Genomic DNA, 14,343 nt, shown 5'->3' on the forward strand with positions numbered 1-14,343 from the left:
ACACGGGAAGTGACCGTTAGTCCTGTACGATCCCCCCTCGTTCGGTCTCGCACCCGTGTGCGACCATGAGGCCCGTACTTGGCCTGCATCCACGAGGTCCGTACTTGGCCCGATTGACACAGCCGGATCTATTGCCACCCCGGCCGCCGCGTCCAGTGGGGGAGACATCATCTTGTCGGGACTACTTGACCATGGATCGGTCTTCGTCGCGGGGCACCGGGGGCTAGTCGGCAGCGCGATCACCCGGCGGCTGCGCGGTGCCGGGATCGACGTGATCACCCGCGGCCGGGACGAGCTCGATCTGACCGACACCGTCGCGGTCTCCCAGTTCTTCGACGAGGTGCGCCCCGCGGCGGTTGTGCTGGCCGCCGCCAAGGTCGGCGGAATCATGGCCAACGCGACCCAGCCGGTCGAGTTCCTCGAGAACAACCTGCACATCCAGCTGAATGTCATCTCGTCGGCCTGGCGCGCGGGCACGGAGAAGCTGCTCTTCCTCGGCTCCAGCTGCATCTACCCGAAGTTCGCGGCTCAGCCGATCACCGAGGACGCGTTGCTGACCGGCCCGCTCGAGCCGACCAACGAGGCCTACGCCATCGCGAAGATCGCCGGGATCACGCAGATCCAGTCGTACCGGCGGGAGTATGGCGCGCACTACGTTTCCGCGATGCCGACGAATGTTTATGGCCCGGGCGACAACTTCGACCTCGAGACGTCCCACGTGCTGCCGGCGCTCATCCACCGTTTCTATCTCGCGACCGAGCGGGGAGACCGCGAGGTCACCCTGTGGGGTTCGGGTACTCCGCGCCGGGAGTTCATCCACGTCGACGATCTCGCCGATGCCTGCGCCACCATTCTCGAGAAGTACGACGACCCCGCTCCGATCAATGTTGGTACCGGCACGGACGTTACGATCCGGGAACTGGCCGAGCTGGTCGCTGACGTCGTCGGGTTCACCGGCACGATCAGTTTCGACCCGGCGAAGCCGGACGGCACCCCGCGCAAACTGCTGGACGTCAGCAAGCTGGAGGGGCTGGGCTGGAAGCCGAGCATCTCGCTGCGTGACGGAATCGAGTCCACGTTCGCGTGGTGGAAGAGCTCCGGGCAGGTCGCCCGCGGCCGCGTGACCGTGGACGCGTAGTAGGCGGAACACGTCGCATGGCACGCGCCCAGCCACAGTCCGTGTCACCCCCCGCGTCAACGACGACCGAGGCGGGTCCGGTCGTCGGCGGGTGGGCGCAGAGCCTGGACACCGGCGGCGCAGCCACTGCCGTAGTGGCCGCGCGTTCGGCGTTGATTGTGACCGGGCTGGCAGCCCCCATCGGGCGAACACGATCACCCAGCCGTGCAGCCCGAGGTCAGCGGCGACACCGGTGCTATCGTTTTCAGAAGCCGTTTGATCGGGGACGACATGACTAAAGTCGCGATTGTTACTGGCGTCACGGGCCAGGATGGCTCCTACCTCTGCGAGCTTTTGTTGCAGAAGGGTTACGAGGTCCACGGCCTCGTCCGTCGCTCGTCCAGCTTCAACACCGCGCGTATCGATCACCTGTACCAGGACCCGCACGAAGACGGGCGCAAGCTGGTGCTGCACCACGCGGACCTGGACGACGGCCTGAGCCTGGTGAACATTCTCAAGGAGACCGGGCCGAGTGAGGTCTACAACCTCGGCGCGCAGAGTCACGTGCGGGTCTCCTACGACACCCCGCTCTACACCGCGAATGTGACCGGCGTCGGTGCGCTGCGCATCCTGGAAGCGGTCCGCGCGAGCAACCTGGACATCCGCGTCTACCAGGCGTCCTCGTCGGAGATGTTCGGCTCGACGCCGCCGCCCCAGAACGAGGAGACACCGTTCCACCCGCGCAGCCCGTATGCCTGCGCGAAGGTCTACGCCTACTGGTCGGCGGTCAATCACCGCGAGTCGTACGGGATGTACGTCTCGAACGGGATCCTGTTCAACCACGAAAGCCCCCGCCGCGGCGAGACTTTCGTCACGCGGAAGATCACCCGTGCGGTCGCGCGGATTCAGGCCGGGCTGCAGAATGAGCTGTACCTCGGCAATCTCGACGCGACCCGCGACTGGGGGTACGCGCCCGAGTACGTCAACGCGATGTGGATGATGCTGCAGGCGCCGGAGCCGGACGACTACGTTGTCGCGACCGGCACGACCTATTCTGTCCGCGAGTTCTGCCGGGTTGCGTTTGGCCACGTCGGGCTGAACTGGGAGGACTACGTTCGGTTTGATCCGAAGTACACGCGCCCGGCCGAGGTCGACGCCCTGATGGGTGACGCCAGCAAGATCAACGCGAACCTGGGGTGGAAGCCCGAGGTGACCTTCGAAGAGCTGGTACAGATCATGGTCGACGGCGACATCCAGCTGCTCGAGGATGAGCGGGCCGGTCGGCTCGTGCGCGTCGACAGGTAGTCAGCAGCCCAATTCTTATTGGTGAGCAGGCCGTCACGTGGCGTACCACCGGCGGCCGGCCAGCTCACTGGCGGCGCCCGCCTAATCGCCAACCGAGAGTGTCTTCCATCTGCCAGCCGGCCCGGTTGGCAGGTGTTGGAGTGCCTCGACCACACTGTTATCCTGGTACGAAGCGCGCGACTGAGCGGGAATCATCCCAAATTGAGGACGGACGGCAGCCAACAAGTGCCGCATCCGGCGCGATTGTTTCGGGCTGTGTGTTTCCTGTGAGGTCACTGGTTCTTTGTTGGCGTCGGTGTGTGCGCGCCGCGCCGCCTGATATTTATGACGGGTGCCATGTCGCGGGGGCAACGAGTAAGGAGTGTCGCTGTGCTGGAAGGGCGCACCGAGCCGAGGACGGTGGCCGGCACGCGTCGCTCCGCTCCCGTGATCCGGGAGGCCAGCTGCTGCGGCGTGCGTATCACGGCCTGCTCGTTTGAGGACGCCGTCGCGGCGGTCATCGGTATTCCGGTGAAGGGCGGCGACGAGGTGCCCGGCGCCGGCACGGCGGTCCACCTCTGCAACGCGTACACCCTGGCGCTGGCGGACCGCGAGGCCAGGCTGAAGAGGACGCTCAACACAGCCCGGTTCAACTTCCCGGACGGCTGGCCGGTCGCCCTGCTAACCCGCCAGCGGACCCGCCTGTCGGGGGCGGACAGCGAGAAGATCAGCGGTCCGGACCTGTTTCAGGCGGTGTTGTCCGCCGGCCGTGATCACGGCGTGAAGCACTATTTCCTGGGCTCCACGCCGGAGGTCCTGGAGGCGCTCGAGCGGTCGGTCCGCAGGGCCTACCCGGGCGTCCAGATCGCCGGGGTGGAGAGCCCGCCGTTCCGGGAGCTGACCCCCGACGAGCGGGCCGAGCAGCGGCTGCGGATCATCGCCTCCGGCGCGGACCTGGTCTGGGTCGGGCTCGGCACGCCCAAGCAGGACTGGGAGGTCGAGCGGCTCGCCGCCGAGATTCCCGCGGTGTTCCTCGCGGTGGGCGCGGCCTTCGACTTCCTGGCCGGCCTGAAGCCGCGTGCCCCGCGCTGGATGGGCGACTACGGCGTCGAGTGGATCTTCCGGCTGGCCAGCGAGCCGCAGCGGCTGTGGAAGCGCTACCTCGTCGGCAACCCGCAGTTCGTCCTCTCGGTCCTGCGCAACCGCGGCCACTGACGAATCGGCCGGAACGGGCGCGGAGCGCCCCGGACCTCCCCGATCGCCGACCTGCCGGATCGACTCCGCCGATCCGGCAGGAACCCTGTCGCCGATCCGGCAGGAACCCCGGGCCGATTCGTCTGGCCGGGCGCTGAGCGCCCCCTACCCTCTGCTCGGCCGGCGTGGACGACTGGGGTCGATGTCCAACGTGCTCGGTAGCTCTGGTCACCTCGGCACGACAATGACCAAGCCCGGTTCGGGGGTCTAGGTCTCGTCGTTGAGCAGGCCTTCGAGGTAGGTGCCGTAGCCGCTCTTGGAGAGCGGCCGAAGGAGCTCGGCGAGCTGGGCGTCGGTGATGAAGCCCTCCCGCCAGGCGACCTCCTCGACGCAGCCGATCTTCAGGCCCTGGCGTTCCTCGATCACCTGGACGAACTGGGCCGCCTGCATCAGTGAGTTGAACGTCCCGGTGTCCAGCCAGGCCGTGCCCCGGTCCAGCAGGTGCACGCCGAGCCGGCCCCGCTCCAGGTACGCCTGGTTGACCGCGGTTATCTCCAGCTCGCCGCGCGCACTCGGCCGCGTCTGGGCCGCGATCTCCAGCACCTCGTTGTCATAGAAGTACAGCCCGGTCACCGCGAAGCTCGACTTCGGCTTCGCCGGCTTCTCCTCGATCGAGACCGCGCGCCGGTCGGCGTCGAACTCGACGACGCCGTACCGCTCCGGGTCCGACACGTGGTAGGCGAAAACGATGCCGCCCACCGGGTCGGTGTAGCCCTTGAGCTGCTCGCCCAGGCCCACCCCGTAGAAGATGTTGTCGCCGAGGATGAGGCAGACCTTGTCGTCGCCGACGAAGTCCGCCCCGACGACGAACGCCTCGGCGAGGCCTCGCGGCTCGGCCTGGACCGCGTACTCGAAGCGGCAGCCCAGCCAGCCGCCATCCCCCAGCAGACGCTGGAACTGCGCCTGGTCGGCCGGCGTCGTGATGACCAGAATTTCCCGGATGCCGGCGGCCATCAGCGTCGAGAGCGGGTAGTAGATCATCGGCTTGTCGTAGACAGGCATCAGCTGCTTCGACACCGCCCGGGTGATCGGGTACAGCCGCGAGCCCGTTCCGCCGGCAAGAACAATGCCCTTCACGGACCCAGCCTAGCCGTGCCTGCTCCGCAGTCGTTGGAGCGCTTTGCGCGGTTCTCCCGCCAAATCTGCGCAGGTCGCCGGCCACCCCGTCACGCCGCGAGCGCCAGGGGCGGCCGGGACCGCCGTCCGCGATTTCGCGACCTGCCCACATATGCCACCATGGGTGGAGCTGTCGGCTTCGGGGAGATCGGGGAACAATGATCGTGCTTGGAGTGGGTAGTCCAGCGCGGCTCATGTCCCCGACCAGCGCCGCGCACGCCTCGCACGAGGTCATCGCATGAGCGCCCGCGACTTCATCGACCCACCGACCGAGGACCCGAACGGGCCCGCGCGGTGGGCGAGGCCGCCGGCCGGCTTGGCCGACCCGTCGGACCCGTCGACCACGACGGTGATCCGGCGCTCCCGGCATTCCGCCCGCGGCCGCGGCGCCACGGGTCCAGACGCCGCACCCAGGACGGCCGAGGCGGCCGGGCCGGACGCGGCGACGGACAGCCCCGAAACGCCGTTCGAGGACCCCGACAGCGGCTGGAAGCCGGCCGGCTCCCGGCGCGCCGACGCGGCCGACGACGGCACGGGGGCCTCGGGAGGCAAGCGTGGCCGCCTGATCGGCGGCGCCCGGGCCGGCCAGCCGGGGTCCCGCCGACGCTGGCCGCTGGTGGTCGGTGGCGTCGTCGTGCTGCTGATCGCCTGCGCGGCCGTCCTCGTCTACCAGGTGCTGAAGGTGAAGTCCGACCTCGCCAGCACCTCCAACGACCTCACCGCCGTCCAGGACGCCGCCACGTCCGGCGACATCCCGACCGCCAAGGCCCGGCTCTCGCGCGTCATCGACTCCGCCCACGCCGCCCGCTCGCACTCGGCCGGGCCGGTCTGGTGGGCCGCGTCCCACATTCCGTTCGCCGGCCCGAACCTCAGCACGTCCCGCCAGCTGGTGCTGTCACTCGCCGACCTCGCGGACGGCCCGCTGACCGACATGGTCTCGGTCTCGGACACGATCAGCCCGGACAGCCTGATCAAGGACAGCACGATCGACGTGCCGACCCTCGTGAAGGACCGCCCGACGCTGCTGCGCGCCGCCGCCGGCGTCGCCACCGTCGACAAGCGGATGCAGAGCCTGCCGTCGGCCCACCTCGTCGGCCCGGTCGCGACCGCCCGCACCCAGGCCGTCACCAAGATCGCCAAGCTGGACAAGCTGCTCGCCGGCATGGCCGACGCGCTCACCGTCGGCCCGGAGATGCTCGGCGCCAACGGCCCGCGAACGTACTTCCTGGCGTTCCAGAACAACGCGGAGATCAAGGCGACCGGCGGCCTGCTCGGCGTCTACGGCATCATGACCGCGGACCACGGCAAGATCACCCTGGTGCACACCGGCTCGAACGACGAGCTGAAGAACTTCAAGGTGCCCGTCGTCGACTTCGGGCCCGAGTACAACGCGAACTACGGCACCCTCTTCCCAGGCGCGCTGTGGTCCAACGGCAACTCCAGCCCGAACTTCCCGTACGCCGGGCAGACCTGGGCGACGATGTACGAGCGCCAGACCGGCACGCACATCGACGGCGTCATCGGCGTCGACCCGGAGATGCTCGCCGACCTGGTCCGGGCCACCGGGCCGATCACGCTGTCCAGCGGGCAGAAGGTCGACGGCGACTCGGTCGCCAAGCTCATCGAGGTCGACGCCTACGCCGACTTCCACGACGACACGACCAACTCCGATGAGCGCTCCGCCCGCAAGGACTTCCTGCAGGAGGTCGCCGACACGGCGTTCCACACGGCGCTGAGCAGCGACGTCAAGCCGAAGCCGCTGGTCACCGAGCTGAACACGGCGGCCAAGGGCGGCCACCTGCAGATCTGGACCCCGGTCGCGTCCGAGATGACCATCCTGCGCAAGGGCGGGCTGACGGGCGAGCTCTACCAGGGCACGGCGCCGTACGCCGGCGTCGTCCTCAACAACGTCTCCGGCGCGAAGCTCGAGTACTACCTGCAGCGCAACGTCAGCTACACCCTCGGTTCCTGTTCCGCCGGCCGGCGGCCCGGGCAGATCCAGATCGGCCTGACGAACCTGGCCCCGGCTGGCCTGCCACGGTACGTCTGGCAGCGGATCGACGCTCCTCCCGGCTCCTATCCGCGGGGCCAGGACGTGCTGCAGCTGTCGGTCTACCTGACCGACGGCGCGAAGCTGGTGAACGTCATGGTCAACGGCAAGGCCGTCGACTTCACCCGCGGCACGGAACTCGGCCACCCGAGAATCCAGATGTGGGTTTTCCCGACCCCCGGCCAGCCGTTGACCGTCACCGTCAACACCGACGAGCCGGCCACCTCGGCGAAGCCAGTCGTTCCGGCGCAGCCGATGGCCCGGCCGCAGCAGACCGAGATCAAGGCCGCTGCCTGCGGCTGAGCACCCGGAACGGGCGCTGAGCGCCCGCCGGGTGCTCAGCCGGCTCGGGCGCCGAGCGCCCTCGCCAACGTGGGACGGGGTAACCGGAAAAATGCGAGGCAAGCCCCCATCCAGGGCTGGCAACCTGGTTGCGCCTCACTGCTGGACTGAACAGGACATCGAACGATCACCGCGTTCCGCGGAACGGGCGATCACCGCGTGGTGGGCCCTTCATGGGCCACGCGGCCTTGGTCTCTGCCGCGTGCCCAGGGGCCGCGCGAGCCGGTACGGTCGGGACCATGCCGCTCACCCAATTGGAGTTCGCCGGACTCACCCACCTTGGCTCCGGCAAGGTCCGCGAGCTGTTCGCGGTCGGCGACGACGCCGTGCTCCTGGTCGCCAGCGACCGGATCTCGGCGTTCGACGTGATCCTTCCGACCGAGATCCCCGACAAGGGCGCGGTGCTCACCGGCCTGTCGCTGTGGTGGTTCGACCAGCTCGCCGATCTCGTGCCGTCCCATGTCATCAGCTCGAACGTCGACGAGTACCCCGCCGAGCTCCAGCCGTACGCCGAGCAGCTGCGCGGCCGCTCGATGCTGTGCCACCGCCTCGACATGGCTCTCGTCGAGTGCGTCGCCCGGGGCTACCTGACCGGAAGCGGCCTGAAGGACTACGTGCGTACCGGCGCCGTCAGCGGCCACATGCTGCCGGAAGGCCTGGTCGACGGCTCGAAGCTGCCGCGCCCGATCTACACCCCGTCGACGAAGGCGCCGATCGGCGAGCACGACGAGAACATCAGCCGCGCCGACGCCGCAACCCGGATCGGCGACGAGCTCGCCGCCGAGCTGGAGAAGCTCACCCTGCAGATCTTCGGCCGGGCCAGCGACCTGGCCGCCGAGCGCGGGATCCTGCTCGCCGACACGAAGTTCGAGTTCGGCCACGACCCGGCCGGCGTGCTGCGGCTCGGGGACGAGGTGCTCACCCCCGACTCGTCGCGCTTCTGGCCGGCGGACTCCTGGGCGCCCGGCGGCGCGCAGCCCTCGTACGACAAGCAGTTCATCCGCGACTACCTGGTCAACACGGGCTGGGACAAGGTCTCCCCCGCGCCGGAGCTGCCGGACGACATCGTCACCTCGACCCGGGACCGCTACGTCGAGGCCTACGAGCGCCTCACCGGCATCTCCTTCGCCGACTACCTCGCCACTTCGTAGGCCGATCGGCCCACTTCGTAGGGCGATCGGCCCGGACGGGCGCTCAGCGCCCTACGAGATGGCGGGGGCCTTGAGCGAATCCGACCAAGGTCCCGACCCTGGACGAGGGCCCGCCTCAGCCTTCCGCGTCACCTCGAACCACATCGGGGAGGGCGCTCAGCGCCCGAACCAGGCGGAGCGGCCCGCGGGCGCTCAGCGCCCGTTCGGGCCGATCGCCATCGAGTCGGCGGGGGCCTTGGCGGCGTTCGGGTCGAAGACCAGGACGGCGCCCTCGGGGATCTCCCCGCTGTCGTACTGGGCGACGACGTCGGCGGGCATCGCCGCCTGGTCACTGCCGCGACGGAAGTCCCGCAGGCTGGTGCCCTCGCACTGGGTGTCGACGTTCGGCGCCGAGCGGCCGGCCCGCAGGTCGGCGACGTTCACCGTCCGGAAGTCGATGCTGAACCGGGTCCGGCCGGAGGTGTTCGGCACGGTGGAGTGCATCTGCGCGGCCGAGAAGCCGATGACACTGCCGACCGGGCAGACGACCCGGAGCTGCGGGTCGGCCTGGACTGGCTCGCGCGGGCCGGGCTGCTTGCGGGTGTCCTTGGCGACGTGCTGCGCGGCCTGCGCCCGGCCGGTCGCGTTGTAGACGTAGTAGTTGAACTCCTCGGACCCGTTGCTGATCCCGGAGGTCCAGTAGTGCGGGTGGAACGCCATCGACGACTCGGACTCGAAGTCGTAGATCGGCAGCCACCAGTTGATCTGCGCCAGCGGCGCGGACCACCAGACATCCCGGTGCAGCGGGAACGCGTAGCCGACGCCGGCCGTGAGATAGCCGTCGGAGGTCGCCCCGCGCAGCCGGGGGACGTCGATGTAGGTCTCGTCCAGGTCCGAGCCGAGCCCGCGGACCACGTCGGCGATCAGGCCCTTGGTCTTCGGGTGGTGGATGAACTTCGGCTTGAGCGGGCCGAAGATCTCCACGAACTTCTCGACGGGCAGCTCGTGCTGGGCCACCACCGGGTCGTACGGCGCGAACGCGTCCTCGATGAGCTCGCGGGCGAAGTCGACCAGCGCCCGGACGGCCGGCGACGGGGACGTCACGAACAGGTCGCCGCCGTACAGCCGCTCCCGCCGGCGCTCGTCGGGCATCGTCGAATCGGTGAAGACGGTCGTCATCGTTGTCCTTGGTGGTCGGGCGGTCGGCCGCCACCGGGACGGCACAGCCGACAAGGTTTTCGATCCAGTTCGCGTCGCCGATGAACGGTGAGGAAGCACGGCGGCGTGGAACAGCCAGAGTCAGGGACGTCCCTCGGCACCATCGCCACGAGTGACGGTGAGAATGCATTCAAGAATGTTGGAGCGCATCGGGTCCTTCTGCACGCCTGCCCAGGCGCTCACCACGTCGGCACGGTGACACCTGGCCGGCCCGCCGCCCGGCCACAGATCATGGCCGGTCAGACAGGTCGCGACGATGCTCCCATCCGTGCCCTGACCAAGGATGCCCCAGGGTGGGCGGTGGCGCAATAGGTATTGCCTTGACGTTTTGACTACGAGTGTGTCATAGAGCCGACTGCCTCGATCGGGAGGGTCGTTCGGCATGAGCGCATCGTGCGGCCCGGCGCAGTGGACCCGTGACCAGCGGATCTTCCGGGACCGGCCAGCCGGGGAAAGCAGGATTGACGATCAGCTAACCGGCCCGGAAGGCCGCGCAGAATCCGCGTCATGGATGTCGCGGTCGACCTTGGTCACGGCCTGGACAATGCGTCCGGCGTCACCCGAGAAGCTCTCGCCACGAGAGGGTTCGGGAGCCGGTAGGGCCGAGAGGACGTTCGGCGCTAACGAACCCGTTCGCGGCTGAGAAGGATGCCAATCCGCTGTCGGGTCACCCCGAAGAACTGTCCGATGCGCTCATGGGTCCAGCCCTCAGCGACCAGCGCGGCTGCCTCCGCCCGGCGGAAGCGCCCGGCCGCCGAGGACAGCCGGTCCAGGACGTCGCTGAGGCTCTCGACGATCAGCGGCCGTTCCTCGGCCTCGACGATCACCCGGTAGAGGTCGCCGCCGACGCGGCGGTGCTCGATCTCATCCGCCCGCTGACGGACCCGCTCCAGCTGCGCGATCGTGTCATCGATGACTGCGACCAGATGACGCAGCTCGGCGATCGTCTCGTCGTCGGCGTCCACGATGCCCATTCTGGGGTACCGGCCGGGCCACGGACGCGATTCGTCGATCACGCCGGCGTGCGGCGGGATGACGGGCGGGGCGGGGCCTTCCGCGTCCGTCGGGTCGCCGGTCAGCAGGACCGCTGGAACGCGAGCGCCTTGATGAGCGCGCCCCACTCGTACACGATCGTCTTAGGCCAGTTGTCCCGGCCGGGCGAGACGCCGGCGATCTCCAGCTGCCCCTGGTAGCAGCGTTCGACCCGGATCCGGGCCCGAGTCTCCTGCGGCCGGCCGGTGACCACGATCACCTTCTTCCAGCCGTGCTCGCTGGCTAGCCGCTGCGTCGCCTCAGCCTCGCCGCGGGTCGTCGCCGGACTGGGCACGAAGCAGAACACCTGCGCGCCGGAGATCGTCGGGAGCGACTTCTGGCAGAACGTGGGATCCTGCGTCGAGACGGCGACGACCGGCGCATAGCCGTGGCCCGCCAGCCAGAAGGTCGTGTACTTCCGGTCGCCGATCCCGTCGAACATGACGATCGCGTCCGCCTTCGTCAGCGGGTCCGTCTTCGGGAAGACGAACAGCCGCAGGGTCACGGCAAGCAGACCCACGACCAGGACGAGAACCAGCCCGACGACGAGCCAACCGCGTCGCCGCAGCCGGCGGATCCGCCGGAAGGCCCGGGGCCGCTCCACCGCCGGCACGAGCGCCGGCTCCGCGACGCCGTCCACCACCACCGTGCCGGCCGGCTCCGCGACGCCGTCCACCACCACCGTGCCGGCCGGCTCCGCGACGCCGTCCACCACCACCGCGGGGGCCGGCTCCGCGGCGTCGTCGTCCACTGCTGGCGCCGGCGGCGCGGCGTCATCCAGCACCACGGAGGCCGGTTCCGCGGCGTCGTCCTGCATCGCGAGGTTCGGCAGCCTGTCGGACTCGGTCGGCTGGGAGCCTACGGCGGTCATCGCCCCGTCCGTCATCGCAGCACCGGCGGGCCACCCGCGAGGTAATCGTTGATCCGCTGCCGGCCGCTCTCGTGGAAGTCGAGGGCGTCGAGATCCTCGAACGCGACGAACGCGACGTCGAGCGACTCCTCGCTGGCCCGCAGCTCGCCGCCGACGATCGTGCAGGCGCAGCAGATGGTGAACTCCTGGCGGCGCTCACCATCCGCGTAAACCATCACATGGCTCGGATTCGAGTAGACGCCGACGATCCGGTCGACCCTGACGTCGAGACCGGTCTCCTCGTGGATCTCGCGGACCACGCAGTCCTCGAACCACTCGCCGATCTGCATCCCGCCGCCGGGGATGCCCCACTTGCCGTTGTCACGGCGGCGTTCGAGCAGGAAACGCCCCTGGTCGTCGACGACGATCGCGCTGCCGCCGACGACCAGGGAGTTGGCTAGCTTCGCCTCAGGCGCTCCGGCTGCGGCCGCGTCCCGATGTTGCTGGGAGTACTCCCTCCATACCACCGGGATCGCGGCCTTTCCGTCTACCTGGACGACTCGACCCTTACGTTACAGGAGGGTCAGACTTCCTTCAGCTCCGTGGTGACGCCGAGCTTCTTCAGCTCGTCCCCGATCTCGGCCAGATAGATCGGGTTCATGACGATCACGAGCTCGGGCTTGTCCTCGACGAGCTGCTCGGGCCCGACGATCAGGTGCCCGCTGCCAGCCATGTATTTCCCGTGCTTGTACGGGTTGATGTCCACGGCGTAGTCGACCAGCTTGCTCGCCTCGCCTAGGCCGGCGAAGAACGACACGCCCTTGGAGCCGGAGCCCCAGATCGCGACGCGCCCACCCCGAGCTCGGACCGCGCGGATCTCGACGGCCCAGTTGTCCAGGCTGGAGTTGACCTTCTGCTCGAACGGCGCGAGCGACGCGGCAAGCCGCTCGATGTCGTCCTCGATCGCCAGCGGCTCGCCGGGGGCCGGCACGGTCGACGGCTTGGCCTCGATCACCAGGTACTGGTCGTCGTACTCGCGCGTGACCTCAAGCACCTCGAAGCCGGTCGCGCGGAACAGCCGAGCCAGCGAGCCGGCCGAGAAGTACGTGCAGTGCTCGTAGTAGACATCCCAGTACGCGGCGTCCTCAAGGATGCGCAGCACGTCCGGCAGCTCGAACAGCACGATCGTGTCCGGCTGGTCACCGATGGCCGCACGGACGTTGCGCATGAACTCGCCCACCGGCGAGATGTGCTCAAGCGTGTGCCGGCAGACGACCGCGTCGGCCTTCAGGTGGTTGTAGCTCGGGCCGTAGTAGTCGGCGATCCAGGTCAGCTTGCCCTCAAGCTCGGGGGCGATCCGCTCGGGGCGCACGCCCGGGTCGATGCCGATCCCGGCGCCCGCGCCCTGCTCGATCATGTTGACCAGGAACTCGCCCTTGCCACAGCCGATCTCCAGGACCGACTTCCCGTGCAGGTCGTACTTGTCGACCCACCGCTTCGCCAGGTCACGGGCGAACTCACGGAACAGCGGCGAGAAGGCCTGGGTCTCCTCGTACTTCTCCGAGTAGGCGGCCATATGGCCGTCGTAGTCGGCGTTGAAGACGAAGGCGCAGTCGTCGCAGAACGAGATCCGCAGGTCGCCCTTGGGGAAGGCGAGAGCCTCGGCCTCGGAGTCCATCAGCAGGCAGCTGTGCGAGGCGACCTGGTCCTTGGCGTAGAACGGGGTCAGGTTGGCCCCGTCGCACGCCGGGCAGCGGTCGATGCTCGTCATGGCACGATCCTCGGGCTCGGGACAGGGCGGCTGAACTTTCCGCCCCGCCGCAGGTACTCGTCCTGTTGCTTCATGATCTCGTCGACGTGGTTCCAGGCAGGCCTGACGGTCCGGCGGGACCGACAACCAAGATCGCTCACGCCGACGTCTCAGGAGCCGTGAACTTCAGCGACGTGTCGATCGTCCCCGCGTCGATCAGCTCCTGGATGCGCCGGATCCGCTGGAAGCGGGCGCCCTCCAGGTCGGCCTTGGAGAGGGCCTCCTGGACGAAGGTCGAGTACAGCTCCTCGACGCCCTTGCGGACCGTCCAGACCGGCTGGAACGCCGGGAAGGTGTCGGCGAACCGGTCGCAGTCGACCCGGTAGTTCCGCTTGTCCGGGCCGGCGCTGTCGCTGAACGAGATCTTGCTGTTCGGCACGATCTCCTCGACGATCTCGGCGACCTCGCGGATGCGGTAGTTCTCGGTGGTACGACCGACGTTGTAGGCCTCGAGGTGGATCTTCTCCGCTGGGGCCTCGCAGACGGCGAGCATGGCGCGGGCGATGTCCTCGATGTGCACGAGCGGCCGCCACGGGGTGCCGTCGCTCTTCATCCGCACCTCGCCGGTGGTCAGCGCGTAGCCGGTGAGGTTGTTGACGACCAGGTCGCCGCGCAGCCGGGGCGAGACGCCGTAGGCGGTCGCGTTACGCAGGAACACCGGGTGGAAGTCGTCGCCGGCCAGCTCGGTGAGGCCCTGCTCGGCCATCACCTTCGACTCGCCGTACGGCGTCACCGGCAGGAACTCGGCCGACTCGTCGATCGGGGCGTCGCCGTGCGCGCCGTAGAGGCTGCAGGACGAGGAGAAGACGAACCGGCCGACGCCGGCCTCCTTCGCCGCCCGGCCGACACTGACGGTGCCATGCGCGTTGATGTCGTAGGTCGTCTGGGGGTTCAGGTCGCCGAGCGGGTCGTTGGACAGGGCCGCGAGGTGGACGACCGCGTCGAAGCCCTCGAAGTGCTCCGGCTTCGCGTCCCGGATGTCGGCCCGGACCGCGGGCACCGCCTCCGGCTCGTTCCCGAGCGTGCAGTCGGCGAACAGGCCGCTGTCCAGACCGGCGACCTCGTGGCCGGCGGCGCGGAACAGGGGAATCAGCCGCGTGCCGATGTAGCCGTCATGACCGGTGACGAGAATGCGCATCT

General features: G+C 68.9%; 13 protein-coding genes. 5 read left to right on the forward strand and 8 right to left on the reverse strand.

The features are described from left to right. Positions 1–172: 172 nt before the first annotated feature. The 3 genes from FRADC12_RS12305 (at position 173) to FRADC12_RS12315 (ending at position 3,616) form a co-directional block, all read left to right on the forward strand. The gene (locus FRADC12_RS12305) at positions 173–1,138 is read left to right on the forward strand and encodes a GDP-L-fucose synthase family protein (protein WP_045876748.1); all 966 of its coding nucleotides are present in this window, start codon (positions 173–175) and stop codon (positions 1,136–1,138) included. A gap of 270 nt (positions 1,139–1,408) precedes the next feature. Further along, positions 1,409–2,422 carry a GDP-mannose 4,6-dehydratase gene (gene gmd / locus FRADC12_RS12310; RefSeq protein ID WP_045879488.1) on the forward strand — a complete coding sequence of 338 codons (1,014 nt, stop codon included), beginning with the start codon at positions 1,409–1,411 and terminating at the stop codon, positions 2,420–2,422. A 369-nt stretch (positions 2,423–2,791) separates the two neighbouring features. Continuing rightward, on the forward strand, positions 2,792–3,616 hold the full coding sequence (locus FRADC12_RS12315; RefSeq protein ID WP_198152874.1) for a WecB/TagA/CpsF family glycosyltransferase: 825 nt from the start codon (positions 2,792–2,794) through the stop codon (positions 3,614–3,616). A gap of 246 nt (positions 3,617–3,862) precedes the next feature. Here the strand turns inward: FRADC12_RS12315 and rfbA are convergent, their stop codons facing one another. Further along, positions 3,863–4,732 carry a glucose-1-phosphate thymidylyltransferase RfbA gene (rfbA, locus tag FRADC12_RS12320; protein ID WP_045876749.1) on the reverse strand — a complete coding sequence of 290 codons (870 nt, stop codon included), beginning with the start codon at positions 4,730–4,732 and terminating at the stop codon, positions 3,863–3,865. Between the two features lie 277 nt (positions 4,733–5,009). Here rfbA and FRADC12_RS12325 point away from each other — a divergent pair, with 277 nt between their 5' ends. Together FRADC12_RS12325 and FRADC12_RS12330 are read left to right on the forward strand one after the other, a co-directional pair. Next, positions 5,010–7,124: a DUF4012 domain-containing protein gene (locus FRADC12_RS12325; protein ID WP_045876750.1), complete on the forward strand. Its 2,115-nt coding sequence runs from the start codon at positions 5,010–5,012 to the stop codon at positions 7,122–7,124. Between the two features lie 278 nt (positions 7,125–7,402). Next, entirely contained in the window at positions 7,403–8,314 is a 912-nt protein-coding gene (locus FRADC12_RS12330; RefSeq protein WP_045876751.1) for a phosphoribosylaminoimidazolesuccinocarboxamide synthase, read from the forward strand. A gap of 192 nt (positions 8,315–8,506) precedes the next feature. Here FRADC12_RS12330 and FRADC12_RS12335 read toward each other — a convergent pair whose 3' ends face one another. The 7 genes from FRADC12_RS12335 to FRADC12_RS12360 all read right to left on the reverse strand — a co-directional run bounded on the left by FRADC12_RS12335 (position 8,507) and on the right by FRADC12_RS12360 (position 14,341). Further along, positions 8,507–9,472 carry a hypothetical protein gene (locus tag FRADC12_RS12335; protein ID WP_045876752.1) on the reverse strand — a complete coding sequence of 322 codons (966 nt, stop codon included), beginning with the start codon at positions 9,470–9,472 and terminating at the stop codon, positions 8,507–8,509. 659 nt (positions 9,473–10,131) lie between these two features. Next, positions 10,132–10,476 (reverse strand): helix-turn-helix domain-containing protein, encoded by a 345-nt coding sequence (locus tag FRADC12_RS12340; RefSeq protein WP_198152875.1) that lies wholly within the window; start codon positions 10,474–10,476, stop codon positions 10,132–10,134. 110 nt (positions 10,477–10,586) lie between these two features. Further along, a complete protein-coding gene (locus FRADC12_RS33075; protein ID WP_052710872.1) occupies positions 10,587–11,414 on the reverse strand; it encodes a YdcF family protein in 828 nt (275 codons plus the stop codon). 11 nt (positions 11,415–11,425) lie between these two features. After that, a complete protein-coding gene (locus tag FRADC12_RS12350) occupies positions 11,426–11,920 on the reverse strand; it encodes an NUDIX domain-containing protein (RefSeq protein ID WP_045876754.1) in 495 nt (164 codons plus the stop codon). 56 nt (positions 11,921–11,976) lie between these two features. After that, positions 11,977–13,164, reverse strand: coding sequence for a class I SAM-dependent methyltransferase (locus tag FRADC12_RS12355; RefSeq protein ID WP_045876755.1), 1,188 nt, complete (start codon positions 13,162–13,164; stop codon positions 11,977–11,979). Next, on the reverse strand, positions 13,161–13,304 hold the full coding sequence (locus tag FRADC12_RS34875; protein WP_198152876.1) for a Rossmann-fold NAD(P)-binding domain-containing protein: 144 nt from the start codon (positions 13,302–13,304) through the stop codon (positions 13,161–13,163). The genes FRADC12_RS12355 and FRADC12_RS34875 overlap by 4 nt, the downstream gene beginning before the upstream one ends. Further along, positions 13,301–14,341: an NAD-dependent epimerase/dehydratase family protein gene (locus FRADC12_RS12360; RefSeq protein ID WP_045876756.1), complete on the reverse strand. Its 1,041-nt coding sequence runs from the start codon at positions 14,339–14,341 to the stop codon at positions 13,301–13,303. Before FRADC12_RS12360 ends, FRADC12_RS34875 begins: the two co-directional genes overlap by 4 nt. Between the last annotated feature and the right edge of the window lie 2 nt (positions 14,342–14,343).

Source organism: Pseudofrankia sp. DC12 (genome assembly GCF_000966285.1).
Taxonomy (GTDB): Bacteria; Actinomycetota; Actinomycetes; order Frankiales; family Frankiaceae; genus Pseudofrankia.

Bases quoted from the DNA above. Each gene is read 5' to 3' on its own strand.
- gmd (WP_045879488.1), top strand. From the start codon at position 1,409: ATGACTAAAGTCGCGATTGTTACTGGCGTCACGGGCCAGGATGGCTCC.
- FRADC12_RS12325 (WP_045876750.1), top strand. From the start codon at position 5,010: ATGAGCGCCCGCGACTTCATCGACCCACCGACCGAGGACCCGAACGGG.
- FRADC12_RS12330 (WP_045876751.1), top strand. From the start codon at position 7,403: ATGCCGCTCACCCAATTGGAGTTCGCCGGACTCACCCACCTTGGCTCC.
- FRADC12_RS12335 (WP_045876752.1), bottom strand. From the start codon at position 9,472: ATGACGACCGTCTTCACCGATTCGACGATGCCCGACGAGCGCCGGCGG.
- FRADC12_RS33075 (WP_052710872.1), bottom strand. From the start codon at position 11,414: ATGACCGCCGTAGGCTCCCAGCCGACCGAGTCCGACAGGCTGCCGAAC.
- FRADC12_RS12355 (WP_045876755.1), bottom strand. From the start codon at position 13,164: ATGACGAGCATCGACCGCTGCCCGGCGTGCGACGGGGCCAACCTGACC.
- FRADC12_RS12360 (WP_045876756.1), bottom strand. From the start codon at position 14,341: ATGCGCATTCTCGTCACCGGTCATGACGGCTACATCGGCACGCGGCTG.